Source organism: Sulfobacillus sp. hq2, from assembly GCF_002903155.1.
Lineage (GTDB): Bacteria > Bacillota > Sulfobacillia > Sulfobacillales > Sulfobacillaceae > Sulfobacillus > Sulfobacillus thermotolerans.
Genome location: NZ_NWUL01000005.1, coordinates 1 through 23611 on the forward strand (window position 1 = coordinate 1; position 23611 = coordinate 23611).

At 58.0% G+C, this 23611-nt stretch carries 32 protein-coding genes; all 32 read left to right on the forward strand.

Going from position 1 to position 23611, the window contains the following annotated elements:
* The first annotated feature begins 361 nt into the window (after positions 1 to 361).
* The 32 genes from CO251_RS00085 to CO251_RS00235 all read left to right on the forward strand — a co-directional run bounded on the left by CO251_RS00085 (position 362) and on the right by CO251_RS00235 (position 22785).
* A complete protein-coding gene (locus CO251_RS00085) occupies positions 362 to 571 on the forward strand; it encodes a hypothetical protein (protein ID WP_103373783.1) in 210 nt (69 codons plus the stop codon).
* 261 nt (positions 572 to 832) lie between these two features.
* Positions 833 to 1042, forward strand: coding sequence for a hypothetical protein (locus CO251_RS00090; protein WP_103373784.1), 210 nt, complete (start codon positions 833 to 835; stop codon positions 1040 to 1042).
* Between the two features lie 184 nt (positions 1043 to 1226).
* Positions 1227 to 1421 carry a hypothetical protein gene (locus CO251_RS00095; protein WP_103373785.1) on the forward strand — a complete coding sequence of 65 codons (195 nt, stop codon included), beginning with the start codon at positions 1227 to 1229 and terminating at the stop codon, positions 1419 to 1421.
* 80 nt (positions 1422 to 1501) lie between these two features.
* The gene (locus tag CO251_RS00100) at positions 1502 to 1723 is read left to right on the forward strand and encodes a DUF2442 domain-containing protein (RefSeq protein WP_103373786.1); all 222 of its coding nucleotides are present in this window, start codon (positions 1502 to 1504) and stop codon (positions 1721 to 1723) included.
* Positions 1724 to 1837: 114 nt separating this feature from the next.
* The gene (locus CO251_RS00105) at positions 1838 to 3475 is read left to right on the forward strand and encodes a hypothetical protein (protein WP_103373787.1); all 1638 of its coding nucleotides are present in this window, start codon (positions 1838 to 1840) and stop codon (positions 3473 to 3475) included.
* The gene (locus tag CO251_RS00110) at positions 3459 to 3722 is read left to right on the forward strand and encodes a DUF3850 domain-containing protein (protein ID WP_103373788.1); all 264 of its coding nucleotides are present in this window, start codon (positions 3459 to 3461) and stop codon (positions 3720 to 3722) included. The genes CO251_RS00105 and CO251_RS00110 overlap by 17 nt, the downstream gene beginning before the upstream one ends.
* Positions 3723 to 3966: 244 nt before the next feature.
* Entirely contained in the window at positions 3967 to 4632 is a 666-nt protein-coding gene (locus tag CO251_RS00115; protein WP_158246088.1) for an EAL domain-containing protein, read from the forward strand.
* Positions 4633 to 5358: 726 nt separating this feature from the next.
* Positions 5359 to 6306 carry a ParM/StbA family protein gene (locus tag CO251_RS00125; RefSeq protein WP_103373791.1) on the forward strand — a complete coding sequence of 316 codons (948 nt, stop codon included), beginning with the start codon at positions 5359 to 5361 and terminating at the stop codon, positions 6304 to 6306.
* 250 nt (positions 6307 to 6556) lie between these two features.
* The gene (locus CO251_RS00130) at positions 6557 to 6922 is read left to right on the forward strand and encodes a hypothetical protein (RefSeq protein ID WP_103373792.1); all 366 of its coding nucleotides are present in this window, start codon (positions 6557 to 6559) and stop codon (positions 6920 to 6922) included.
* A complete protein-coding gene (locus CO251_RS17285) occupies positions 6903 to 7571 on the forward strand; it encodes a hypothetical protein (protein ID WP_158246089.1) in 669 nt (222 codons plus the stop codon). Before CO251_RS00130 ends, CO251_RS17285 begins: the two co-directional genes overlap by 20 nt.
* Entirely contained in the window at positions 7559 to 9025 is a 1467-nt protein-coding gene (locus tag CO251_RS00135; RefSeq protein WP_158246090.1) for a hypothetical protein, read from the forward strand. Before CO251_RS17285 ends, CO251_RS00135 begins: the two co-directional genes overlap by 13 nt.
* A 39-nt stretch (positions 9026 to 9064) precedes the next feature.
* A complete protein-coding gene (locus CO251_RS00140) occupies positions 9065 to 10369 on the forward strand; it encodes a CpaF family protein (protein WP_103373794.1) in 1305 nt (434 codons plus the stop codon).
* The gene (locus CO251_RS00145) at positions 10366 to 11208 is read left to right on the forward strand and encodes a hypothetical protein (protein ID WP_103373795.1); all 843 of its coding nucleotides are present in this window, start codon (positions 10366 to 10368) and stop codon (positions 11206 to 11208) included. The genes CO251_RS00140 and CO251_RS00145 overlap by 4 nt, the downstream gene beginning before the upstream one ends.
* A gap of 16 nt (positions 11209 to 11224) precedes the next feature.
* Entirely contained in the window at positions 11225 to 12040 is an 816-nt protein-coding gene (locus CO251_RS00150) for a type II secretion system F family protein (protein WP_158246091.1), read from the forward strand.
* A 42-nt stretch (positions 12041 to 12082) separates the two neighbouring features.
* The gene (locus CO251_RS00155; protein ID WP_103373797.1) at positions 12083 to 12739 is read left to right on the forward strand and encodes a hypothetical protein; all 657 of its coding nucleotides are present in this window, start codon (positions 12083 to 12085) and stop codon (positions 12737 to 12739) included.
* Positions 12740 to 12867: 128 nt separating this feature from the next.
* Complete coding sequence (locus tag CO251_RS00160; protein ID WP_103373798.1) at positions 12868 to 13566, forward strand: hypothetical protein; 699 nt, start codon at positions 12868 to 12870, stop codon at positions 13564 to 13566.
* Complete coding sequence (locus tag CO251_RS00165) at positions 13563 to 14204, forward strand: sigma-70 family RNA polymerase sigma factor (protein WP_103373799.1); 642 nt, start codon at positions 13563 to 13565, stop codon at positions 14202 to 14204. The genes CO251_RS00160 and CO251_RS00165 overlap by 4 nt, the downstream gene beginning before the upstream one ends.
* Positions 14205 to 14264: 60 nt before the next feature.
* A complete protein-coding gene (locus tag CO251_RS00170) occupies positions 14265 to 14489 on the forward strand; it encodes a hypothetical protein (RefSeq protein ID WP_103373800.1) in 225 nt (74 codons plus the stop codon).
* Between the two features lie 319 nt (positions 14490 to 14808).
* On the forward strand, positions 14809 to 15189 hold the full coding sequence (locus CO251_RS00175; protein ID WP_103373801.1) for a DUF4406 domain-containing protein: 381 nt from the start codon (positions 14809 to 14811) through the stop codon (positions 15187 to 15189).
* Positions 15190 to 15334: 145 nt separating this feature from the next.
* Complete coding sequence (locus CO251_RS00180) at positions 15335 to 15550, forward strand: hypothetical protein (RefSeq protein ID WP_103373802.1); 216 nt, start codon at positions 15335 to 15337, stop codon at positions 15548 to 15550.
* Between the two features lie 338 nt (positions 15551 to 15888).
* Complete coding sequence (locus CO251_RS00185) at positions 15889 to 16104, forward strand: hypothetical protein (protein ID WP_103373803.1); 216 nt, start codon at positions 15889 to 15891, stop codon at positions 16102 to 16104.
* 556 nt (positions 16105 to 16660) lie between these two features.
* Complete coding sequence (locus CO251_RS00190; protein ID WP_103373804.1) at positions 16661 to 16888, forward strand: hypothetical protein; 228 nt, start codon at positions 16661 to 16663, stop codon at positions 16886 to 16888.
* A 321-nt stretch (positions 16889 to 17209) separates the two neighbouring features.
* The gene (locus CO251_RS17290) at positions 17210 to 17350 is read left to right on the forward strand and encodes a hypothetical protein (protein WP_158246092.1); all 141 of its coding nucleotides are present in this window, start codon (positions 17210 to 17212) and stop codon (positions 17348 to 17350) included.
* Positions 17351 to 17570: 220 nt separating this feature from the next.
* Complete coding sequence (locus tag CO251_RS00195; protein WP_103373805.1) at positions 17571 to 17759, forward strand: hypothetical protein; 189 nt, start codon at positions 17571 to 17573, stop codon at positions 17757 to 17759.
* A 401-nt stretch (positions 17760 to 18160) separates the two neighbouring features.
* Positions 18161 to 18706, forward strand: a complete 546-nt coding sequence (locus CO251_RS00200; RefSeq protein ID WP_103373806.1) for a hypothetical protein — start codon at positions 18161 to 18163, stop codon at positions 18704 to 18706.
* A 53-nt stretch (positions 18707 to 18759) separates the two neighbouring features.
* Positions 18760 to 19449, forward strand: a complete 690-nt coding sequence (locus tag CO251_RS00205; RefSeq protein WP_103373807.1) for a hypothetical protein — start codon at positions 18760 to 18762, stop codon at positions 19447 to 19449.
* Between the two features lie 149 nt (positions 19450 to 19598).
* Entirely contained in the window at positions 19599 to 19832 is a 234-nt protein-coding gene (locus tag CO251_RS00210) for a hypothetical protein (protein ID WP_103373808.1), read from the forward strand.
* Between the two features lie 141 nt (positions 19833 to 19973).
* Entirely contained in the window at positions 19974 to 20207 is a 234-nt protein-coding gene (locus CO251_RS00215) for a hypothetical protein (protein ID WP_103373809.1), read from the forward strand.
* Positions 20208 to 20323: 116 nt separating this feature from the next.
* Positions 20324 to 20917 (forward strand): hypothetical protein, encoded by a 594-nt coding sequence (locus CO251_RS00220; protein ID WP_103373810.1) that lies wholly within the window; start codon positions 20324 to 20326, stop codon positions 20915 to 20917.
* Positions 20898 to 21365 (forward strand): hypothetical protein, encoded by a 468-nt coding sequence (locus CO251_RS00225; protein ID WP_103373811.1) that lies wholly within the window; start codon positions 20898 to 20900, stop codon positions 21363 to 21365. The genes CO251_RS00220 and CO251_RS00225 overlap by 20 nt, the downstream gene beginning before the upstream one ends.
* Before the next feature lie 82 nt (positions 21366 to 21447).
* Positions 21448 to 22005, forward strand: a complete 558-nt coding sequence (locus CO251_RS00230; RefSeq protein ID WP_103373812.1) for a hypothetical protein — start codon at positions 21448 to 21450, stop codon at positions 22003 to 22005.
* Positions 22006 to 22110: 105 nt separating this feature from the next.
* A complete protein-coding gene (locus CO251_RS00235; protein WP_103373813.1) occupies positions 22111 to 22785 on the forward strand; it encodes an SAF domain-containing protein in 675 nt (224 codons plus the stop codon).
* Positions 22786 to 23611: the final 826 nt, after the last annotated feature.

Here is a 23611-nt window from a genome sequence, read left to right on the forward strand (position 1 = left end):
CTTCCTCCACACGAGGATCCTCCGGAAAGGGGCTGCCGTGAATAGCGGTTGTCCATATTTGTCCCAAGAATTGGGCAGCTGCTGATACCACTAAGTCTATCCGAATTGGACATAGAACAGGCGTTAGGTGCAGGTGCAGAATGACCTTACGAAGCGCGGATCGTCAGAGACAGCCGATCCGCGCTTTTGCGGTAGACAAAGGGGGTGATACATCATGTGCCCAAACTGCTATAGCGAATTGATGCTGTTTACCGACCCAACTACTGGGGATGCTTGGCAAGGTTGCAGCACACCAGGATGCGGGTATTCGTGTCCGGCCCCATAGAGTGTGAGGCCACATATAGAGAAAGGACGAATGAGCATGACAGACAACGAACTACGCGCTCACTTTGTGGGCAAGCGTGTTCAGCGCGAAACTACCGGAACCATCACACGGATGCAACGGGATATGCAATTAAATTGGGTGGTCGAATACATCCGAGATTTAGATGGCGGAACGAGCCATTTTTCGGTGCGTTATCCAGAACGCGAGATCGAGATTATATCATGTTCGCCAGGTGCTGAGCCTTGAGGCACACGATAGCGGGCGACGATGAACCGCTGGATTTTGCTGGACGTGATCGGCACGCCGTAGGGTGTTGAATTTGCCGTGATGTGACTGCCCAGCGCTGTCAAAGACATTCAGCTTCAGAAAGAATGGTAACGTCATGAGCCATCTGTCCACTATAGACGATACTCTGTGCGGTTATCTGCCGCAGCATGTCACCTCACAGGAATTTCCGGTAGCCAAGCGCGGGCGGCGGCTGTGGTTCGTAAAAGGGGGCCAAAGATCGTGACACTACTGTACTATTTTCGGGGCTGTGAAGACGGTCGAAATTTAGACCATTACGTGGCGGATGTGGCCCAATGTGGCGGGCGCAATATTGAGACGTTTCCCGGCGATCCCAAAGAACAGATCTGCGCCATCCGGTTCAGTGTGGATGATAAGGCACAGTTTGTGCAGGCGTTTCGTCAAACGGCGTCGTATGCCTTTCTCGAATGACTGCGTTGCGCAGGCGGATGCCGTATGACCACAGCACATAAGATAAGGCTCCTGATGTTGGTGCCGACTAGGTCTCAGGTCACGTGTTTGTGCTACTCTGTCGGACCGTTGTGGCTCGCGTTGGATCGCCCAGCGCGAGCCGTTTGTTGTGTCGTAACAACTTGATCACAAGGGGGACTCCATCATGAGGAGTATCGGCTATCGAGTGTACACGGTGCAACAGGCGGACGGGACAGCTGCGCTCCTGACGGTGCCCGCAGGGGCGTCGGTACAGATGTGCTTAAATCACGAATACCCAGGGGGGACGTTGCTTCACCCGGAGCCGGTGTATGAAGCCTCGTGGGATCAGAAGAGTGGCGGGTATTGGTCAGGGGATTGATGATTGTTGCGGCCCGTGTCATAGATCCGTTGTCAACTAGCCTGCTCTAAAGGGCGGAGCTTTAGGAACCAAGGCCACGGATGCCTAAAGCCACGGCGATTCGATTTGAAGAGGATAGGGTTGTTTTTGCTCTAACTAACGGAGGCGAATTAGCCTTTCCCTTGACGGATTTTCCACGCCTCCGCAACGCCACGCCTGAACAAAGAGCTCAGGGTAAATTAGTGTGGGGTGGAACAGCGGCTCGGTGGGATGAGATTGATGAGGATATCTCGATTCAACAGTTGCTGACGGGTGAAGACTAAAGCCTAGCGTTTTCGTCGCGTACTTTATCGCATGGCCTTCTCGCGGCTCGTGCTGGATAACCTAGCACGAGCCGCGTTGTTGTGGCAAGGATGCATGGGCAAAGGAGATGTATCGTGAACACAGATTGGGGGTGCTTGACCGCTCGAGGGATCAAGCATCTATCATGGGAACGTGGCCTGATTGCCGTGTTTCTCACGACCGTGTGGGCGGGATCATTAGCCTATCACGGGTTTCGGGGGGATGTGCAATCGGACTTGGCCATTGGCCGATGGATCCTTGCGCACCATCAGGTGCCACACAGGAATCTCTGGATGACCGCCGCTTGGCACCATTCTTTCTCTGATACCGAATGGTTGTATGGGGTGATGGTCGCTCTGCTGTATCGGACGGGCGGGCGGCTCGCGATTTATGGGTTTGGGGTGACCGTGATCGCGGGCCTTAGTGTCGGGCTGGCTGGATGGATTGTGCGGATCAGCCCTGTGTGGCGGTGGCCTGTGACTGTGGTCATGGCGTTTTTACTGTCCCCCGCCATTACGCCGCGCCCCGTGCTTCTGACGTTTCTCGGTTGGTGGGCGGTCGTCGAGGCGATTCGGCGCTACCGCGCAAATGGGCAGCGGACATGGCTGTGGATCGTGGCGGCTCTGACTGTCGTCTGGACACAGATTCACATGACCGTGGTGCTGGTGCCGATAGCATTGGCATGGGAGATGCTTGCGGGCATGCCTGAACGCCGCCGAGCCCTCGCGGGGCCTCTAGGATTGGCGATTGTCGGCACCGTGGCGCGTGTGGGAGGCGTCGGCAGTGCGGCAGGGTTTTTGGGGCATGTGCTGACCCCTCTGATCTTGACGCATATTATCGAGTGGATGCCGCCCGATCCTCGCACGTGGCGGGGCGTGTTCGTTTTTGGATGGTTGTTCGGCGTGTGGAGTAGTGTCTGGCCCGTCCTGCGACGCCAACACGATTGGGTCAGTCAAGGATGGTTGATTGGGGGGACGGGGGCGGCGTTATTTGCGCAACGTTTTGTCCCCTACATGGCGATTGGGACGCTCATGCTATTGATGACGCATGTCCCCCCATCTCGGAGCGGCGCACGGGGATGGCGTACCGGGATGTTGGTCGCTCTGACGACCCCTGTGCTCGGTTTAATGGCGTTGACCATCCGACAGAGTGGGGTTTTTCGTCCGGCTTGGCCCGCGTCGGCCCTGACGTTTTTACAGAAACACCACGCGACCAACATTGTCAGCCGCAGCGGAGACACATTGACCGGGGCCGGCCTTATTCCGTGGGTGAATGGGCAAATCCAATTAGTGTCCGACGCGCCGTGGCTTCCCCTCTGGTTGGACACGATTCAAGGAACCGTGGAGCCTGCGCAATTTGTGGCTCGTGCCGATCCGACCAGTCGATGGATTGTCTGGCCCTTGGACCGAGCTCCTGGTCTGCCGGTTCGCATGCCATCTTCATGGCGGATGGTGTGGCGCGGGGACATTCGGTGGAATGGGGGATTCCAAAAAATTCCCAGTGCCATTTGGGAACGAGTGGCGCCGGACGCTTGTCTCCAGTGCAATCGGCACGGACTCGCCGTCTGTTCTGGCTGCCGTGTCTCATCTGTGTCACATCTTCACGCAACAGGTTGGGACACCCTGTATCCGATCCCCGTCCCCTCATCCACGCCATGCGGTTTTCCTATGAACACAGCGGACGGCCACTCTTATTCGGAGGTGCTGCATAGTACACATGGTTCACATCCTTAAAATCTGGCCCGAATATTTTCACCCGATTCTGACGGGCGCTAAAACGGTCGAACTGCGCACGGAAATCGATCGCACCTTTGCGGTGGGGGACGTTTTGCGTCTCTGCGAGTATGTGCCGAACGCTATCCCTGCCTATATCGGCCGCACGTGCGCGGTCCGTGTGACCCATGTGCTTCGGGACCCGGAGGGCCAGTGGCTGGCCCCAAACGTAGCGGCGCTCTCGATTCAGCGCCTGCACGCGGATTGACCGACTTCAGCCGAGTCCTGGGCTCCTCGGTGTTATGCCCCGAAAAGCTGGGCCGGACGCCGTTGCTGAAAGGAGTCGCTGTCGATGGATGTCTCTCCCCGCCTATCCCACCGTTCTGGCAGATGATTTGCGTAGGCTGATCGTGTCTCCATGACATCCTCAGCATGGCTTTGTAATTACGACCTCGCTGACATTCTCCCGCATGGGCTTTTGCTGGGCGGGTGTTTTCGAAGGGGGCGATTGTGTGTTTCTCGTAACGTCGCGTTTAGCGTTTTGGCAACAGCCTATTGTCGATTTGGCTACAGGCCACGTCATATCCGTGGAGTGGCTGGCCCGGGCGCGTGGGGATGACAGTGCGGTCAGGTTGTGGCAAGCTGCAACGCAGTTGGGCCTCATTGCTCGCTATGAATACGCCATCCTCCAGCATCTCGTGCGTGTCCGTCGGGTTCAACACGATCCACGCATATGGCACATCAATTTGCACCCGCAGGGGGTCGTGCGCTCTATCGGTCATTATCCTGATGTGTGGGGGCGGTTTACCCGCGATTTGTCTCCCGTGGTCTGGGAACTCTTAGAAGTCGATCATTGGCGGTCTGAAGATATTGCCGCCTTAACCCGCGTGGGCGGGGATCTGGCGCTCGATGATTGGGGTGATGGCCCGGGCACGTCGACCCGGCTGACGCAATGGCCTATTCGACGGTTAAAGCTTGATTGGCCGCTGATCCAGCGGGCGATGCATGAAGTGCGCGCTGGAGCATGGGTTCAAGCGGTACAAGCCTACGCCGCAGCACAAGGCATTATGGTGATCGCTGAAGGGTTAGAAACGGTGGATCATGTCGAAGTAGCGAAAGAGTTGGGAATTCGATATGGTCAAGGCTGGGCGTGCGGCGTTCCGGCGCTGGTCCGATAGACACAGATTAGGCATAAACTTGTGCCTAATCTGTTGCGCTAGCTGTCATTCAATGCTATATTCAAGGTAGCGCAACAGGCGTGAGGTATCGTTTTGCCTACGACCGGAAAAAGTCTCCTAAAATCTGCATCCCGCTGAGCCATTCGGGCGGGGTGCAGATTTTTTCTCTAGTATGACTTCTCAGCATTTCTGACCAGTCAAGTACCTCCGGTTAAAGCCGGAGGCTTGTGAGAGCGTGCTTCGCCAGCCGTTTAGCGCAAGGTGCCCTCAGGGTACGAAAGACTAGCTTGGTCTAGTCACCGGATCGGGCAACTGTCTCCGGGGACACTCGAAGACCGCTGAGCCATCCGCCCGTGGCGGGGCAGAAGATGTGACGGATACCCCCCTCGTCTGTCACCCCTCTGGTGGCCAGCAGCGAAGGGTTTAAACGCGGCAGTGTGGTCCGACATCCGCAATGGGGTGTCGTTCACGTCGGCGGCACGATGGGTGGACGGATCAGTCTACATCGGATGTCTGATGGCCATCGTGTGACCCAAAAGGCCTGTCCCGCCGATTGCCGCGTGTTGACGTACAATGCTTGGAAATTTCACTGGGCTCCCCCATCGCCGTCGAAAGTAGCCTCGCCATTATCCGATGAAGAAAAAGTGCACCAATCCGAATCTCCCCGACTTGTGTTGCCGAGAGGCAAGTTATTTTTTCGAAAGCGGAAAGGGGTATGACACCCTGATGATGAGCGAAAATCGTGTCGCCGTCGACTGCGGCCACGGATGTGTGAAAGCCTTGACCGATCACGGGCAACGGTTGCTTGGTCCCAGTCTCATTGTCCCAGTGGTCGAGGGGGCCGAGACATGGGGCACACTGGACGCGGTCAAGCCGGATGTTGTGCAATGGGCGGGGCATGAGGCCAACCATTATTTAGTGGGCCAGGACGCGGCTCCCCATGCAGCGAGCTTGTTCAGTCGCGATAAAGCGGCCGATGTGCTGACCCGAGACTTGACGATGATCGCCGTAGGACGGCTCTTAGCGACATCGGGTCGAGTACGGTTGGCCGTGGGCGTACCGCTGGCATGGTATCTCCAAGCCCGTCGCGAAATTCCCGAAGCGTGGGCTGGGATCGTGACCGTGAACGGCCAGACCCTAACCATCGCACAGGTCGCCGTCTGGCCGCAAGGCGTCGCCGCGTTGCTGGCGGTTTTGCCGCCGACCGCATCTCCCGGACTCTATGCTTTGGCCGATGTCGGGTATCGTACCACGGACTATTTAATTGTGGAGGTCACCCGGGCGGGACATCCGCAACTGATATCCGAGTGGTCGGGCACCGTGGAAGTGGGGGCGTATCATGCGCTCGTGGAGGTGGCGCGTCAAGTCGAGCAACGCTGGCAGGTGACCTATGCTCCTCACGAATTGGCACAGCGCACGGAGATTACGGTGCGAGGACAAGAGGTCTCCATCGAGGCATTGCAAAGAGCCGCACAAGCCCGAAATCGCCAGAATGTGATGGGGCGTTTGCAAACCGCGTGGGCGCCGATTCTCCCTCGGTTATCGGCCTTGCTGGTCGTCGGAGGAGGAGCCGAAAATTGGCGTGGGGAAACGTTGGGCACTATGCCTGTCACAGTGGCAACGGATGCCCAATGGGCTAATGCGCAAGGATACTTGTTGGCGATGCCTCAATAGGGGTACGACGAGGGCGGCAAGGCAGAGACGCCACGCACCCATGCATGAATTAGGGCACGCTCTAGGCAATCGGATTTCCCATCGGAGTATCCTTGCGTGGATAATCTGTGCATCATGTGTGCATAGCCGTCGCCATTTTTCAGCCCTAGCCCCATCGTTTCCTAAATTTGGGCGTTCATCGTGCCGCTCCGCATAATTCTGATGCGGAGCGGCACGTGTATTCACCACGAACAAGGAAGGGCGGAGCGTCATGCGCATTGTTCTGTATTTGAATCCGGTCGCTGATGCGGATTTGATTGCACAAATCGTGGCATGGCCGTTAGGCACTCGCTCCCAACGCATCAAGCAGGCCTGGCGGGGGCAAGACAGGGACACGGAGAACTCGACAGACACCAGGATAGCCCAATTGGAGCAACGGGTCAGGGCTTTGGAATCCCGAGTGTTGGAGCCCGCTCCTGCACGACAAACGCTGCCTCTGCGAGGGTGGGGGGCCGACACCATGCAGGGATTGCTTAGTGGCTTGACCTCTCATGATGAGGCGCAGGATGAGGCGCAGGATAATGGGGACGGATCCAAAGCCACAAGGAGGAACAGCAATGATGTTACCGGAGTTTAATGCGGCGCGGCTTAGTTGGCGTCGATGGCATGACCATCCCGCTAGCCTTGAAGAACAGCGCACTTTTGGCCGTCGCTGGCGGTGGACGGCGTTATGGGAGAGCATATGGGACCAATGGTTGACTCGCGATGTGGTGATCGGATCGTTGGATGAGTTTGTGGTCAGCGCCCGACGTTTTTGGCACCCACTGGCATCGTTAATGCGTGATCCTGTGCCCTATGATCCGACGATCGAAGGAATCTGGCAAGACGTTCTTGGCGAGGGGCCTCAAACCTTGGTGACGTGGGCCGAGACTGCCCACGTCACGTGGCAGGCCATGAATGCGACACCGGGCCCCATGGCGGAAGTCTCATTGCCCCCCACAAAACAGTCCCGTGGCAAACGGTCGCCCACCTCCACGGGCGATGCCACCGCTGATGCCCTCTTAGCTCAATGGTTGGTGGCCATGCGAGAGCACGGGGTATCGAAGTCCTACAGTGGCAATTTGCGCCGTTACGTCGTGTTGGCATCCAACGCAGCGGGGGTCTTGCCCGAGGCGTTGGATGCTCAGGATCGTCGGTGGAACAAGGAAACGCAGACGGCGATTCTGCGCTATCAAAGTTGGCAGGCGCATCTGCGCTTGGAGGAGGGGTCCGCTTGGAAAAAGTAGCATGGCAAGTGATTGTCGCCGTGGATGCGGAGTCAAATGCAGACCTGGCTGCTTGGGTGCAACAGAATGGGGGGGAGGCGGTGCAGGGGGTTACAACGCTTGACACGGCCGCAGAGCTACCCGTACAATTGTCCGCTTACAAAACCGTGCCGGTCACCATTCTAGCAGCGACCACCTGCCCCGAATTAGTCCCGTGGGCTGACACCTGGGCCGCCGTGGGGCAGCAGCGCACGCCACCCACGCGGTGCATTTTGTTGGCCGAGGGGACTCCCGATGGGACCCCTGGACGGCTTGGCAGCTTGGCAGGTACGGCGTTGGCCCAATGGGCGACCGTGATTGAAGGACAGGTTACGCCCCCGGACAACGAAATTCTCTATGATTACACTGATATTGGGCACCGATTATGGGGTCCGTTAGCCCACGCCATAAAACGCCGAGGGCCAGCGACTTCGTTAACGGAGGGGGCCGCCGATCCGATGCCACATCCCGATACCATCAACGCGATGGCGTCGCAGCCTCCCAGTAAAAAGGGATTTTGGAGTCGCCTTCGTGGTGGGGCGGATTCGCAATCTTCCGCCGCTCGCACGCAGACAGCATTAGGCGCGGTGCCTCCGGGATCTAGCGGCACGCGAGTGGTGTTGCCCCCGTCCCGCTTGATTGTGGTGGTCGGAGGTAAGGGCGGGGTGGGCAAAACCACGGTGTCGGCGGCTTTGTTGCAATCAGCGGCGCAGGTGTACGGAGGGGCCGTCGGGCTTGATCTCGACTACCTGAAACCCAACCTCGCTTTGCACTTTTGGGGATCGGACGAGGGCCTCCCGGACTTAGGGATCTTGTTTGATCAAATCGAAGTGGCACGGTCTCAGCCTGGCGGACACGATCCCGAGATGGAGCGTCGGTTAGTGGACCAGTGGATGGATGCGCTCCCGCCTGCGGGACGCGGGCTGGTGGTGGTGCCGGGACCGCATCGCAACCGACTGCATCCTGCGTTCCCCCCGTTAGGCATTCCTGACCTGTTGATTGGGTGGGCCATGAACCAGGAGGAACCGGTCGTGGTGTGCGATACCGATCCGGCGCTTGATGAATCCGCCCAGACCGCCATTAAGCGGGCAGAACACGATGGGGTGTTGATTCTGGTGACCACCCCCGAGCAGGATGCCATTTTGGAGACAGACCGGGTTCGGCATCAGTTGCTCGATGGGTTTGGCTTCCCTGCGGAAAAAATGCTCTTGATTGTCAACCGGCGCGGCAGCCCCAAAGGGGGCGTGAGTGCGAAGGAAATTGCGAATCTCCACTTGGGGGGCATCCCCTTGCTGGCGGAACTCCCGTGGGTGCCCCAAGCGGCGCACCAAGCGTTAGCGAAACACCATCCTATTGAGTGGGGACGCAAAGTGCCATGGGAACGGGTTTTAGTCGAGGCTACCGGTCGCCCGGTCGCGTCCCAAAAGCGACGGTAGCTGCTAGCGTGGGCTTTAACAGGAGAGGAGAAGAAATGCGTGAGTGACATCAATCAATATTTGCATCGCCCCGGCAAGGCGGCGGCCTTGCGAGCGGATCATAGTCACGGGTCCCACACCGCCTATGCCACCTACGAAAATGCGGCGTGGGATTGGATCGAAGCTCATTACCCGGACATCATGCTCCACAAGGAGAGTGTGGCGACGGAAGTCGTCACTGACACCATTGCGCAGGCGGTCGCTCAGCTAAAAATTCCATCGAGCGCCACTCGTGCGGCGGTCGCGGCGAAGTTACGAAGTCGTCTCATTGGAGCCGGAGCCATCGATCAGTGGATGAACGATCCCAGCGTGACGGAAATTACCGTCGTCAACACCCGTGTGCGGGTACAACGCGACGGGCGGTATGAGGTCGTGCCGCCCCTAGTCTCCCCCGCCGAAGCGTCCAATTTAGCCCAGTTCCTATGCGACCGAGCTGGCGCGCGCTATCAGCCGGTGAATCCGTTACAAACCATTATGTGGCCGGGCAACGGGGCGCGAATAAACGTGGTTCATGAGAGCGTCAGCGGCAATGGAGGGCCTATTATCACCATTCGCAAACGGAACAAGCAAGCGGCCTTCGATTTAGCTGATTTGATTGACCGCGCGATGATGAATGACGAGATGGCGGATGTCATCATTCGGGCCATTCGTGGTAAGGCCAACATTGTCATTGCGGGGCCGACCAACACCGGAAAAACTACCGTCTTACGGGCGTTTGCCAGAGCCGCCATCCCTCAGTGGGAACGGGTGATCACGATCGAGGATATTGACGAATTGCAACTGGTAGATGTGTTCCCTGATTGTGTCAGCTTGGTCGGTCACGAGAAGTCTGACCCCGATAGCGCCGAACCGGACGTGTCGATCCACGCGCTTTTTGTCAATGCTCTTCGCATGACGCCGGACCGCCTGATCGTGGGAGAGGTTCGGGGAATCGAAGCCAAGGATGTCCTGGAGGCGGCGGCGACGGAACAGGGGGGGATGCTCTTTACCGTGCATCTCAACCGCCCAGAACTCTTGTTTCAACGGTTTCATTCGATGTTCATGAATTCCGGGCTGATGTTGCCATACGAAGTTGTGGAAGCGCAGGTCAAAAATGCTTTGAACCTCATCATCCAGATCAACCGCCCCGCCAATGAAGACGGGCGTGTGACGCGGCGGGTTACTGAGATCGCGGAAGTGCGCGACGATGGGACGATAGCCCCGCTGTGGCAGTGGGATGGCACGGATTGGCTTCCTCGCAATGCCTTATCCGATACCTTGGCCCGGCGTATGGCGCTCTATGGGAACCTAGGAGATGCAGAATGATTGCGGGGCTGATCGGAGGGCTGGTGGGCGCGGGGGGCTTAGGAGCCTTGATATGGTACACCACGGGAACCCCATCGTCGGCGGCCAAGCCTCGGGAACCCGACCCAGCGTGGGATCTTGGGCCGTCTTTAGCCCCTCGCCTGTTGGTGGGCCTTCGGATTGGGGCTGGGGTCATCGTGGCGCTGCTGGTGCTAGGGGCGACGCACAATATCGGAGTAGCGGGAATCTTTGGCGCCATGGGCGGGCTCATGCCCGTTGTGATATTACGCCGCATGGCCGCCACACGGCGGGCGAAGTTAGACACGCAAGCCTATACCTTAGCGAATTCCTTGCGGCTGTTGTTGCCGATTAGTGACAACGTGGTGAGCGCTTTGACCGACGCGATGCACAATGCCGAAGAGCCGCTCAAGAGTATCCTCGCCCAAAGTTTGCGTGCCGAGACGCGCCATACTGGAGCCGGGACGGAAATGATCCGGCAAATTGGGCGCGACGTGCGGCAAGCGGATCTTGAACTCTTAGGCGATATTCTCGTGCAAATTCGCACGCAAACCACACGGGCAAGTCGACTCTTAGAAGATCTCGTTGCCATGTGGGGCAGTCGTCTCCAAACCGAACAAAAGCGGTTAGGTAAAATCAGTGGGAGTACGCGGTTGGGATTCGGGATGATTGTGATTTCGGTCGGAATTCAGGTGTTCTGGCCCGCGTTTTCAGCCGGGGCTCGCCACTCGGACGGGACAGTTGTGGGCCTAGTCATGGGCAGCGTCGGAGCAGCCATGACGGCGGGGGCATTCTGGCTGCTCGATCGGGCGGTTCGCAAAGCGATGAATGCGGTCCGCTGATGAAGGAGGGACTATCGTGGACATTCGATTGAGCCTCGCCGTGGTCGTGGCCGTGGGGCTGGCTGTCGGGGTGGCATGGAGTTTACCTGGCCGCCGTCCGTTATCGTGGTTTACGGCACAGCGGGGATCGCAGGCGTGGAGCAAGGCGCTACTGATGGCCATCTGGACCCGCGTGACGATGGACAGTACCCGACGTAAAGCCAGTGTCATGGGGACGACGCCTCTAATGCTCTTTGCCACTATTTTAACGGCGGTCGCGGGAGGCGGGTTTCTACTGATATTGCTAGGGGTGCCGCTGATCATCTTGGTCGTCTTAGCGGTGGTAGCCCTGGTCTTAGTGCCCAATTATTTGATTCGGCGCCGCTTTACCCGATGGCAACGGCGCGTGGTCGCAGGATTACCGAGTTTTTTACATCACCTACAAATTCTACTGGACTTGGGGTTGCCGTTGGTCAACGCCGTCAAGCGGGCACGAAACCGTGTGGACGGGCCTCTGGGACGCGAACTAGATAAGGTGATCTTTCGGTTGGAACGGGGAGAGTCGGTCGGGGATGCTTTCGGGGCTTTGGCTCGGGATACGCAACGCATGGAAACCCTCGTGTTGGCGGCCACCCTGTCCACGGTCGCGGGGCGGCGCTTGTCGGGAGAAGCCCTAGCCCCGCTGATGGTGATGTTGGTCGCCGTCCAAGACCGCGAACAAGAAACGACATCGCAGTCGGTCGACCAAGTGGCGTCCATCATTCCGATCATGGCGACGTTTGGGGCTCTAGTAACCGGCCTCTACTTTATGTTAGCGATGGCCGTCAGCGGATTATCCGGGGTGTCGTTGTAGGGTTGGGGAGGCTCACAACCTAATAGGGGGAGTGGTAGTACGATGAATGACCGCCGTGATATCAACACGCCAGGGCCGACCGATCGGACTCTCGATGATCTGGATACCATGCTGACGCCGTGGTCTGATTCGGGGCGTGGCCTCCCGGCTTCCACGCCTCGCCTCTCCGTCCCCCTACCGCGCAGGGCGGACAGAACTGGGGCTGTGGTGGCGAGATGGTGGCCTCGTCGCCTCAAATGGATCGCATGGATATGGATTGGCGGCACCGTATTCATTATAGCAACGGACCCCGCCGCCCTGACGAGTCGAGCGATCATTGAGGCGTCGCTGGTCTTGACAATACACGTTGTGTGGGTTTTTGCTTATTATCTGCACACGCTCCGAGTTTGGGACGATGACTACAATGTTCCCTTTTCCGTGCTGAGCGCCGCTCAACAGCGCGTGGGGATGTCCTTGCAATGGGTGGTCTCGTTCACCGTCACGCTGATCACTGTGTGGGGACTTTTTGCCGTGTCCGGGGGGAACCATGACCTGACCACGATGTCGCGGGTGATGCCGCATGCTCTAGCCCCCCTCGCCCCTATTGCTAGGGGGCTGGCATCAGTCTCGTTGGGCGTCTGGTTGGGTCTGCTGGCGGTCGGGCACATGATCGGAGTGGTGGGGGTTACCCGAATGGCTTGGCACCACGTGGCATCGTAGCGGAGGGCCTGGCATCTAGGGACACAGAGGCAACAGGGCGCCGATTTTCGGCACCCTGTTGCCTCTGTGATAGGAATGAGCGTGCGGCCTCGTTGACGAAGGCTGCGCGCTGAAAGGAGTCCAAAACTATGTCATCGTCTCCATCCTCATTGGCATCGCAAGCCCTGCCAATCGCCGCTTTAGCGGTCGGAGTCCTAGGATTGTTAGCGGGGGGCTTCGCGTTGGGTGTCTTAAGTCGTTCACCCGCCCCCACCGCGTCCGCCCCCAAAGTGGTCACCCGAAATCCTTCGCGGTCTTCCCCACCTCCTGCTCAAGGGTTGGCTGCGGTGTTGCACACTACGCACCTGTGGGCGTTTCCGGTGGACACGTTACACGGCCACACCACCACGTTAGCTCATGGATCTCATGGCACGGTGGTCTTGGTCATGGCGTCATGGTGTCTCTATTGCGGATATGAAGATCGCTATGTCATTCCCCACTTAGTGAACACGTTGCCGCAGGTAACCTTCGACATCGTGGATGTCTCCCCCGAAGGGGGGATTGCCGATCCCGGCCCCCTGAATCCGCCGTTTTCGGGGCACGATGGCACCGGCGGAGCCTTAACCACACAAGGTATGGAGCAGGTGATGACCCGCTATGTCCACCAGTATCATGTGCCTCCGTCTGTTCACGTCTATGTGGCGCCTCCCGCGACGCAAGAGGCCTGGCGCGTCTCGGACTTTCCGACCTGGGTGTTTGCCAACAAAGCCGGGGTAATGACGAAACTGATTCCCGGCGCGACCGCCGTGTCGGGTTCCCGACGCGGGGTGGAGCAAGCGATCCAATGAGGCCCGATCCGCCCACAGCGGGTCCCACGCTCTCGTGGTCTGACGCGGATCTCGTCCAACGGTATCAAGCAGGGAACGAGACCGCGTGGGATGCGCTCTACGCCCGCTACGATCCGTGGCTTTGCCGGGCGAGTCGGCGTTATCGTGTGGCTGGGGCTGATCAGCACGATATCCAGCAGTGGATGCGGTTGGCTCTGTGGCAAGCGGTGCAATCCTACGACGCCTCGCGGGGATTACCCGTGCAGGGATGGGTGGCGGTAGTGGTTCGTCGGGCAATGGCCAACGTGATACGGCGCAGCCGACGGTATAGCCAATTGGTCTTTGATACAGCTATTTCGTTGGAAACGGTGAGCAATTCCGAGGAAGATAACCCCATCACCGTGGCCGACCGAATTGCAGCTCCGGGTCCCGATCCCGAAGCGATCGTCATTCAACGAGACACACTCGTTACCGTATTAACGGCTTTGGCCGAACGCTTAACGCCAACCGAGTGGCGGGTGTTGATTCCGCTTATGCGTCACGAACCTGTGCGCATCACAGCCCGAACGCGCGGGTTGACTTGCAAACAAGTGGACAACACTCGCCAACGAATTCGCCGGAAGGCCCGTCAGTGGCTATACGACGAAACGAGGGGTTAGATATCACGGACAACCGTCCTGCTCTGACGTAGTTTGGAAGGTGAAAGGATCTGAAGTGCCATGACTGCTAATTCTGTGAATGTCAAGACACCTGAAGGCACGATTACTGCGTGGGCTGATGGACCAGGCGAACCCTACCCCGGCATTACCATTGAAATTAACGGAATTCCCGCAGCAGTGGTCGAGTGGCATGACGTGTATCAATGCTTTGTTTTGCGCACCTATACAGATACGGGCGAAGAACCGCTCCACTATCACCGATGGGACGGCACGGCCATCGATTGACATCTCCGGATATTCTACACGCCATCGCGAATCCCAAAGAAGCTTGACGGATCGAGGAATTCGAGTCATACTATCCTCAACAATAAGCCCGTGAGCGGGCGGCTACCTTATGTCCCGGGTACGCCAAGATCCCACAAAACCTGCATCCCCTTCTACACGAAGGGGGTTACTTTTATTCCCCAAGAGGAGCGGGCACGGCAGGGGCCTCAAAGTCGGTTGTGTTTATCTCGGCATGCGCCGTGCGATCCCTAGCGTTAAGCATGGGAAGTGTCAACCGTAGAGAGATATTCCGAAATCCAAACAGAAAGGCGGAGCACGCATGCGCCTCTACTTGGCCGGACCGATGACCGGCTACCCCGACTATAACTACCCCGCGTTCTTTGCGGCGGCGGATGCTCTACGCCACGCGGGGTATACCATCCTCAACCCTGCGGACATTGGCCTACACCCGACGTGGACGTGGGCGGATTACATGCGCGTCGGACTAGACACTCTTACAACACACGCGGAGGCCGTAGCTGTCTTGCCCGGATGGGAAGCTTCGCGTGGCGCGCGCCTCGAAGTGCGTTTGGCTCGGCGGCTCGGCTTGCGCGTGCATACCGTCTTTACTTGGCACGCCCTCACGCCATTGTTTATTCCGCGCCGCTTTACGTGGTCCGCGTCTGCGGCCTCCGTGGCACGGATCCTCGACAGCCAATAAGGATCGGGCGATCCCGCAGGGGATGAGGGATGCGTGGGCTTGTCGCAAGAACCGCGCCGGTCACTGGTTTTGCTCTACCCGGAAACGGCCTATTTGGTTCAGCACCTCCGTATGGCATACTAGTGGTACAAAGGGGGAATCATACGTGTATTGTTTGCGACGCTTGACGGATCCCGCCGCTATTCGGGCCGCAATTACCCAACCGCCGCCGTTTGGCCCCGGGTGGGATGCGACAGCGGGGGACACGGCAGATACCTTGGAAATCTGGGGCACCACGTTCGCGGACCCCGTGGACTATGTGAGCTTTCGCCTCTTGCACGGCTCGCAGATTGTGCGGGAAATGCGCCTGCCAGGGTATTAGCTGGGGTGGCCCGGGTCGTGCGAGGCGCACGGCCCGGGGGGACTGAGTGAAATCATCTTGCCCTGCCAAAACAAAAATCCTGTCAAATCCGGTATCCATTGGGTTCCGGCGTTTCGACGCCCTTCGGGGCCTTTTTTTATGCGCTGTCGGCGCGGGCTGAGATGAGAATGTCGTTAGTCAGGGCGGAGTGTCGGGGTAAGCTCAGCACTGGAGATCATCCGACGCGACGATCCAAAAGATCCCCGTCTTGCTCGCGCCATTCGACAATGAGCTCAGCAGTTGGCAACAGCTGATGTAGAACGAGCCGGGGCAGACGGCCAGTAAGGAGAAACGAGACGATGCGCTTAGAATTTAACGGGGAATTGAATCGAGTATTCGACGATCCGGTGATGATCGACGAAGTGTGCAAAGCGTTTGGGATTACCGATCCGTTGGCGCGTACCGCACCCGAATTAAGAGTGTCCGGTGCGGGGACGCCTGAGGATCCGTTGCATGTGTTCGCGTGTTTTTACGTGGGGGAGCAACGCCGTTCCGAGTGGATTGCCATCCTCTAACGTTTCATTCTGGGTCTGGGGGCGTGCCCACGGCTGTTGGCACGGGGCCTGTGAGAGGAGTGTTGCGTGCCTACATTGGACCGTCGATCTGCCGGAGATGCGCAACAAGTCAGCGCAATTTGTCGGGGTGCTCGTGGCCGTAACCGGAACCGGCTATACCGTGCAGGGGGCTCATTATCGGGAATGATTTAGTCATTGGGATCTGATCACGCAACGGACTACGGTGGTAGGGGAGTGTGCGGAGGCGGTTGCACAAGTCGTGGCCCGCGTGTTATTGGGCCCCGATTCCGTGCCACAGGCCCTCCGCCACGGCTGATGCCAGCATGGTGCCACCTGAGACGGATTGCCCAAACCAATTCGGGCCGTGTGTTCGAGATCAGATAAGCAGGCGTTTGGAGAGCCTGTATCAGTTGGGGCGATGGGAGATGGATGCAGAGAATTAGGTATCGCTGAGCGTTGATACATGGTTCCTAGGTTGATAGAAAGCCTTGACGCTGCCAAATTTATCTGGTGGTGCCCAAGGCTTTTCCACCGCCCACTAACAGGAGGCTCGGCCATGTGGCAGGTGTATTGGCTCAATTGGATGGATATTTGGGATAGCGCAGCAGGCATCGCCTTTTTGTGGATTGTCTGGCAAAGCTACGGACCGTTGCTCCCCCACCCGTGGGGGCGCTTTCTGCAAAGTCTCTTGATCGTCAGTGCCTTCGGATTTTGGGCAGTGTGGGGCCGCAACGTGGGGTTGTTTGCCCCGTATTTAGTCCACCCGGCGATGCCCCCCGTCTGAGTTCGCACGGCTCATTCGGTTCGTTGACGCCATGTCCCGCAGGGGGCTAGCATTTCTCTCATCGTCGAAGTCGAACCCGGAGAGGCGGGGGATGCCGGGAGTCTGTTGACAAACCGCATCCAATTCTGTACCATACGAGAAAATTCGCAGGGTACTCGGGCATTTTATTGCTTTGCTTGCCCCAAAATGGCCTGAAATGTGCATCCCTTGTCCCGGTCTCGTCTGTGCCGCGCCACAAAACTTGTCTTAGATTTACGCTGAAGGATCCCAGTCTCAAACTCCAACGAACACGGCTTTGTGATCATTGTGATCAGGAGCCGGGTGGCACGAGGCATTCTGACATTGGCCAGTCATCACTATCACGTGGCCGAATGGTCTCCGCTCCGTGTGCGGGCTGAAATCACGACCATCATTTTTCAGCGGTCATATCGTCTCGCACAAGCGGACGCCAACTCCCCATGATAGGGCGCCTACCCGGGAGGTTCGCCTATGCCCACGCGGAGGGAGACCCCGCGACGACGGAGATGACCGTTCCTCCGGCTCTCCGCCTGCGTCTGGCGCTTGGATCTTGGGATGATCGGCGTCGGCATCTCTTGTGCCGACGCCTTAAGACAACGCTCTCTCGATTCGTTATACTGTTCTCAAGCGCCGATTCCGGCGTATTCTTCTGGAGGTGATTTCGATGACAACTGACGCGCTCGACGCCTTACTTCATGCGCTGCCTGATACCCACGCCACCGATGTGCTCACCTTCTATCTCCACGGCCTGCACCCGGGCGATGGACCTGTCGACGCTACGACCGTACGTGCTTGGCTTGATGATCTGCAAGAACATGTCACGGCGTTGCTCGATGTGTTGCCGCCCGCTTAATCACTCTCTCCCCCGTCAACAGATCGCCCGGCCCGTCTGATAGCGGCCGGGCCTTTTTTCACACACAAAAGGATCGTGCTGATAATTTACGTTCTCAACATTTGGCCCGAATATTTCCACCCGATTCTGACGGGCTACCGTCGAACTTCGATGCGAAACCGATATGCTGCGGGATCCCACGGGCCAGTGGTTGGCCCCGCGCTTGGCGGCGCTTTCGATTCAACTGCTGACGCCGCTGCTTGCTCACGCCCACCCTGAGGCCCCTACAAATCTGCCGCGCTGCCATGGCGGCGGGAACTCAACTGATTCCATTCTATATCAAGGAGGCGTGACTTTTCATGCCTAATTGATGCACCAATACTCTGACGATCATCGGCCCGTCATAGGAAAGGAGAACCAACATGGGATACACCCATTATTGGCGCCGCCCTCAAGTTATCGACGCCGATACGTATGCTGCGATTACGCGGGATGTCGGCAAGGTGTTGCAATTGTGCCAAGACCAAGGTATTCCGTTGGGGGATGCGTACGGCGAGGGCCAGCCCGACATTACATCGAAGACTTTGGGGTTCAATGGGCTGAAACAGTGCGGCCATCCTCACCAGGATTTAGGCATTGTCTGGCCGGCAGATCACGCAAGGGGTGCCACGCTGTCCGACAATCCGGCAGGCACTTGGTTTGGCGGTGCGCTGGTAGCATCACGGGTCTGTGGTGGCGACTGTTCGCACGAAAGCTTTTGTTTTGACCAGACCGCAAACGATTCGTTTGCCTTCTGCAAAACCGCGTTTAAGCCCTACGACATCGCCGTCACCGCCGCGCTCATTGTGATTAAACATTATCTACCCGCCGTCGTCGTCACGTCTGATGGGGACGATGAGAAATGGGCAGACGGGCGGTTGGTGTGTATGATGGCCTGCGGATACGGCGAGGAGTTTCGGCTTGATTGAACCGGAGCGTTCTTCGTGTCCGACATATGTTGTGGTGAAGGGCTGATCAAGTTGTGCGCTTAGACACGTGGTATTTTCAACCATGGGCGTGGGTGTGGAGTGATTTAGAACGCGATCGGCTGGGACGATGGCTGGTTCCAGTGATGCTACTGACCGTGGGAATTCCTGGATGGCTAGTGGCTAAGATGCCGGGGGTTTTGGGAGCTTTCACGGTAACCGCCCTAATCATTATGGGCGAGCGTCTCGTGACGTTGCAGCGGGCGCGGCGAGACGGTTGGGACACGTTTTTTCTTGAACCGACGAGTTGGGCTGTCCGGCGAGCGACGGAACGAGCGGTATGGGGCGATCCCACGCATTGGGCGGATGTACCGCATTTTGAGCGCCATACCCAAGAAATGCAGTGGCCGTCTCCCCACGCGTTTGCGTCTCAGCGTCGGGCTGAATGGGATGCGGTCTATGCACAGGCCGCCGAACCGCCGCAATGGGTGCTTGTTTCCCATACGTTTTCGACGATTGGTTCGCCTCCGGAGGCATTAGGGTACGTCACCGTAGGCACACCTTTCACAGTCCTGCCTCGCCGGGAGGCACGAGCTCTCCCAGCTATTCAGCGCAAAATGTTTGGGCGGGTGGTTCCACGGCACGGACCAAGTCTTGCCGATCCCGCCGTGTGGCACGTGGTTACCGTGCCCCTCGATGGGGGACGGTTAAAGGCCCCTTGGAGCAGCGGTCATCAGAAGTGCTAAGCCGGACACTAACACGAGTTGGCCATAGAGGCCGAAGGCTACACGCCTTGGCCTCTTATTTTTGCGCGGCGCATGAGGACGCGCCCCGACATGGCTCACGGATGAGCGATAAATCTCACGGATGAGTGACAAATAGAAGGGGGAACTCCATGAAGACACTAGTTGTTTTGTATGCGTGGATGCACAGCCGCTTAGCGGCGAAGTCACGCGCAGCACGGGGCGGTGGATCGGTCGGGCCCATTTTGTGGGTGGTGCTGGCGGTGATCATCATCGGATCCATTATCATCTGGTGGACTAAAGGTGGTGGGTCGACCGATTTGTCGAATGTGCTCAGTAACTTCACGGGGTTGTTGAACGGGGCCAGCAGTTCGACGGCCGCTTAACCGCTCCCCTCCCCGCGACGCACGATACACGTCTGTCGCGGGGAGGGGCTTTTTGCGCGGTCGTGTCAGCGCCGATCTTCCCGATACGGCCCGTACAAGTTCAATGCCAGACCAATCCGAGATCGGGAAGGGAGTGCCGTTATGACGCCGATTGCGTGGTGGTTCGCCAGGCTCCAAAGCCGTTGGGCCGTCAAGTCTCAGACCGCACGAGGGGGCGGGTCGGTTGGGCCGATTTTGTGGGTGGTGCTGGCCGTGATTATCATTGGCTCCATTATTCTCTGGTGGACCAAGGGCGGTGGGTCGGCGGATTTGTCGAATGTCTTGAGTAACTTTACCGGGTTACTGAACGGGGCCAACAGTTCAACCGCCGCTTAACAACAAAATCGTGGGGCGTTGAACTCCCTCGGAGCGCTGGTCGTTCTTAGGGAGTTCAACTATTTGGGGTGCAAGGGGGCGCTGCCGTTGACTCAGCATAGGAGTGTGATCGAAGAATGGCTTATCCTCATTGGCCTCATTGGGCTCGCCGTCGTCGGGGGGTGGATCGTCAGCCACGGCGTGACCCCTCCGTACTTGATCGATCCCGGGTCGTGGCCTCCCACACCGACACACACCGTCGGCGGTGGGAGCCACGCGGGGGGTCCAGTCCTGGGGCCGCCCTTGATTTAATTGCGGGGATCGCGGTATTCGGGCTAATTTTGTCGGGCTTAACGAGCCTCGTGCAAGTGGGACGAGGATGGGAAGCCGCACAAAGAGCGGCGTATGATGCGGCTCAGGGTGTCGCGACGTATGGGTGTTGGACCAGCGCCGTCACACAGGTGGTAGCGAGCGACGTGCAGACCGTCAAGACGAGCGGGACGCCTACCGTGAGCCTCACATCCACCGCTAGTCAAAACGGGCGATCCATTTATGTGGGGAGTCAGTTCGATCCCCTGTTGACCGTACGGGTGGGGTTGCCGATTACGGTCGATTGGATCGGCGTGCGCTTGTTGCACGCAACCTTAGTGGGGCAGGCGACGGTGACGGCAGAGGACTTTTATCGCGAGGCATCGTTGGGGGAGGTGTCGTGTGAAACGCCGCAAATCTAACCGCTGGCTTCCTCACGGGGGAGCCAGCACTGCCAATATCTTAGGCTTAGTGGTGATTTTTACGATATTTCCCGTGGCTTTATGGGCGGGGATCGTGGGGATTACGTATATGGAGGTCGAGACTACAACCAATGCGGTGGCCTCCACCGTGGCGAGTGCCGGCTGTTGGAACGCGGCGAGCACGACGGCTCTGAATCACGGACTGGCCCCGTTGGCCCGATTATTGCCGCCGTCGCAGGTTCACGTCACCGACGCAACGGCCGCGTACACGCCGTACGGGCAGCCCATTGTTGTGACCCTGAGTTTTCCGGTCGCTGGATGGTCCGGTACCGGGCCCACCGGTCAGCCGATCCATTTCACCACGACACGACAAATGTTTAGTACCGCACCGAGCCAAGCCAACGAAGGGACGCCAACCTGTACCACCCCTCCGACGACGGGGAGTTAAAGGATGCCTAAAACTCGCGTCTGAATGGGGCGGCTGGCCCAACAAAACCGAGACCCGTTAGAACAGAAAAGAGGCGAATGGAATGCGACAGACGGTGGGCCGGGTCATACACTCCCGTTCCCGGGATATGCGCCCTCGGGGGGTTGCCTTGTGGGTGATTCAGATCGGGTTTTCGATGGTGGTGTTATGGGCGGTCATCGGGGCCGTGCTGATCGCCCGGTGGCATGGAGAATATAGTGAGTTGAAGTTAGCCCTCACGTCCGCAGTGCAGTCGGCAGCCGCTGAAAGTTTCCAACAAGAGAGTGCCGGGCAGATTCAATTGGATGCGACCTCCACGGCATCCAGTTTTGAAACGGCGTCCGTGAGTGCTTTAGGGGCGACACGCAGCGTGGCCTGCCAACCCATCTCGGGGGCACCCGACGTGTGCGCCCAAGGGGGATGGGGCGTGCCAGTCAATGCGGCATTGGCGGTGCCTAGCGTCGTCGATGTGAATTTGGTCAACAACGGCCATAACCATTACACCGCCACCGCCGTGATGGACCCGCGCCCGTTTTGGGGGTTACAGCTTCCAATCGTAGCGCAAGTGACCACCACGGTCAATTTGGGGTATAGCAATGCCATTCAAGGGCCGTCGTCATGAATCCCACGCCTAAAGGCACGAGTACAACATTTGAGATTCGGAAAGGAGGAGCAGGGGGCATCCCGGACACAGGTGGACGAGTGAGCCTGCTCCCTGCAAATAACCATGCAAAAATCCCTACGTATTGCCATTGCGGCGGGTGTCGCCGTGGCGGGCTTGGGGGCGTCCTTGGCGTTGTCGCAGCCCGCTCATCAAGTGGCGGTCGGGGTGTTATCTCGCCCAGCGAAGGCGGGCGTCGCCATTCCCGCGTCCGCCGTGACCACCATCACCCTGCCGGCGAGTGTGGCGCTCAAAAGTCATTTCTTAACGAAGGCTCAATTGGTGGGGTTTGTGCCCGCGTCCCCGATTTCCCCAGGCGTGCCGGTGGTGGCGAGCGAGCGACTGAACTTAACGGTGCCGTCGCAATTTGTCGCCTTGCCGTTAAGCGTGCCCGTGACCAACGCGGAAAACGTCGTTCCGGGAAGCCGTGTGGCCATTTATACCGTGCAAAATGGACAACAAGGCGGGACACTCGATGCGACGGGGGTGAAAGTCTTGAATGTCATGGCCCCAGTTAATAGCGGATCGTTGTCGTCCAACACGGGCGAAACCATTCTGATTGAGGCCCCGACCGTCGCGGCGGCCGCTCTGGTGGGCAGTACGCTGGTTCTGGCGAATATGGGCGGGCATCCGGCGACCCAATGGTATGTGACAGGACTCATCGCCGGAGATGGTAACGCCACACCCGCAGCGACGTCGACTTCGGCGGTGTCGGGGTCCAAACCATCAAGCAAACGGTAAACGCGTGTTGGCTCCTGGTTGGAGGACGAACCCACGTGATTTTCGAGGACCAAAGGCGACCATGACGATAAAACACGGAAGAAGTCAACTATGTGCGATGGGAACATGACAATCAAGAATTCGATTCACTGTATGACGCAAAGACATGGGCAGGTTCCACATATAGCGAGACAGGAAACCTGTATGATGGCTGTGCTTCACCAGATCGAAAGCTTGCCTATGCGTTGGCTTTTCTCCTAGGCACTTGGGGTGAGTGGCCAGACACGGTTCGTACAATCCGAAAGAGGTCAATAGCGTGGACCAGCGCATTCAATGGATTACAGGGTTACCATCAAGGTACCAACGCTGGAGGCATTGAGAAAGATGCGACTATCGGATCGTTGGATCCTCAGATGATTCAACCGCCACTGAGACGGTTGAATGGGCCCGGAATGTCGAGCGTTTGGGTGAATGAAAGAGGTGTTGATTTTTTGTAGGTCCATTATACAGAATCTCAACGATCGGGTTATACTAAAGTTAAAGGGTTCGCGAAAAAAATAATTGTAACACGGTTGACTTCATGGTGGTAAAGGTTAATAGATCGACTCAGTTCATGTTCTTTATTATACCTTTGCAGATCTTTATAAGTTTTGTCTTGATACAGTCAGTAGCCGCTACATGATGATTGCTGTGCCTATACGGCCGGGAATCCGTAGTTTGCTGTGGGCCGATCAAATTCCGGCAGAGCTTGTGTAAGACCTGCAACAACCCTTGCCTTTCTATGCCTTTGGGTGGTAAACTATGGACATGGAAGAATACTTATCCATTGGCAAGGCGGCAAAGATTC

What these genes read in the sequence shown, in the direction of transcription:
- CO251_RS00175 (WP_103373801.1), top strand. Translation starts at nt 14,809, where the DNA reads ATGCGCCTCTACTTGGCCGGACCGATGACCGGCTACCCCGACTATAAC.
- CO251_RS00160 (WP_103373798.1), top strand. Translation starts at nt 12,868, where the DNA reads ATGTCATCGTCTCCATCCTCATTGGCATCGCAAGCCCTGCCAATCGCC.
- CO251_RS00130 (WP_103373792.1), top strand. Translation starts at nt 6,557, where the DNA reads ATGCGCATTGTTCTGTATTTGAATCCGGTCGCTGATGCGGATTTGATT.
- CO251_RS00185 (WP_103373803.1), top strand. Translation starts at nt 15,889, where the DNA reads ATGCGCTTAGAATTTAACGGGGAATTGAATCGAGTATTCGACGATCCG.
- CO251_RS00110 (WP_103373788.1), top strand. Translation starts at nt 3,459, where the DNA reads ATGGTTCACATCCTTAAAATCTGGCCCGAATATTTTCACCCGATTCTG.
- CO251_RS00170 (WP_103373800.1), top strand. Translation starts at nt 14,265, where the DNA reads ATGACTGCTAATTCTGTGAATGTCAAGACACCTGAAGGCACGATTACT.
- CO251_RS00125 (WP_103373791.1), top strand. Translation starts at nt 5,359, where the DNA reads ATGATGAGCGAAAATCGTGTCGCCGTCGACTGCGGCCACGGATGTGTG.
- CO251_RS00210 (WP_103373808.1), top strand. Translation starts at nt 19,599, where the DNA reads ATGAAGACACTAGTTGTTTTGTATGCGTGGATGCACAGCCGCTTAGCG.
- CO251_RS00220 (WP_103373810.1), top strand. Translation starts at nt 20,324, where the DNA reads ATGGCTTATCCTCATTGGCCTCATTGGGCTCGCCGTCGTCGGGGGGTG.
- CO251_RS00190 (WP_103373804.1), top strand. Translation starts at nt 16,661, where the DNA reads ATGTGGCAGGTGTATTGGCTCAATTGGATGGATATTTGGGATAGCGCA.
- CO251_RS00100 (WP_103373786.1), top strand. Translation starts at nt 1,502, where the DNA reads ATGCCTAAAGCCACGGCGATTCGATTTGAAGAGGATAGGGTTGTTTTT.
- CO251_RS00095 (WP_103373785.1), top strand. Translation starts at nt 1,227, where the DNA reads ATGAGGAGTATCGGCTATCGAGTGTACACGGTGCAACAGGCGGACGGG.
- CO251_RS00085 (WP_103373783.1), top strand. Translation starts at nt 362, where the DNA reads ATGACAGACAACGAACTACGCGCTCACTTTGTGGGCAAGCGTGTTCAG.
- CO251_RS00195 (WP_103373805.1), top strand. Translation starts at nt 17,571, where the DNA reads ATGACAACTGACGCGCTCGACGCCTTACTTCATGCGCTGCCTGATACC.
- CO251_RS00165 (WP_103373799.1), top strand. Translation starts at nt 13,563, where the DNA reads ATGAGGCCCGATCCGCCCACAGCGGGTCCCACGCTCTCGTGGTCTGAC.
- CO251_RS00235 (WP_103373813.1), top strand. Translation starts at nt 22,111, where the DNA reads ATGCAAAAATCCCTACGTATTGCCATTGCGGCGGGTGTCGCCGTGGCG.
- CO251_RS00215 (WP_103373809.1), top strand. Translation starts at nt 19,974, where the DNA reads ATGACGCCGATTGCGTGGTGGTTCGCCAGGCTCCAAAGCCGTTGGGCC.
- CO251_RS00200 (WP_103373806.1), top strand. Translation starts at nt 18,161, where the DNA reads ATGGGATACACCCATTATTGGCGCCGCCCTCAAGTTATCGACGCCGAT.
- CO251_RS00155 (WP_103373797.1), top strand. Translation starts at nt 12,083, where the DNA reads ATGAATGACCGCCGTGATATCAACACGCCAGGGCCGACCGATCGGACT.
- CO251_RS17285 (WP_158246089.1), top strand. Translation starts at nt 6,903, where the DNA reads ATGATGTTACCGGAGTTTAATGCGGCGCGGCTTAGTTGGCGTCGATGG.
- CO251_RS00145 (WP_103373795.1), top strand. Translation starts at nt 10,366, where the DNA reads ATGATTGCGGGGCTGATCGGAGGGCTGGTGGGCGCGGGGGGCTTAGGA.
- CO251_RS00230 (WP_103373812.1), top strand. Translation starts at nt 21,448, where the DNA reads ATGCGACAGACGGTGGGCCGGGTCATACACTCCCGTTCCCGGGATATG.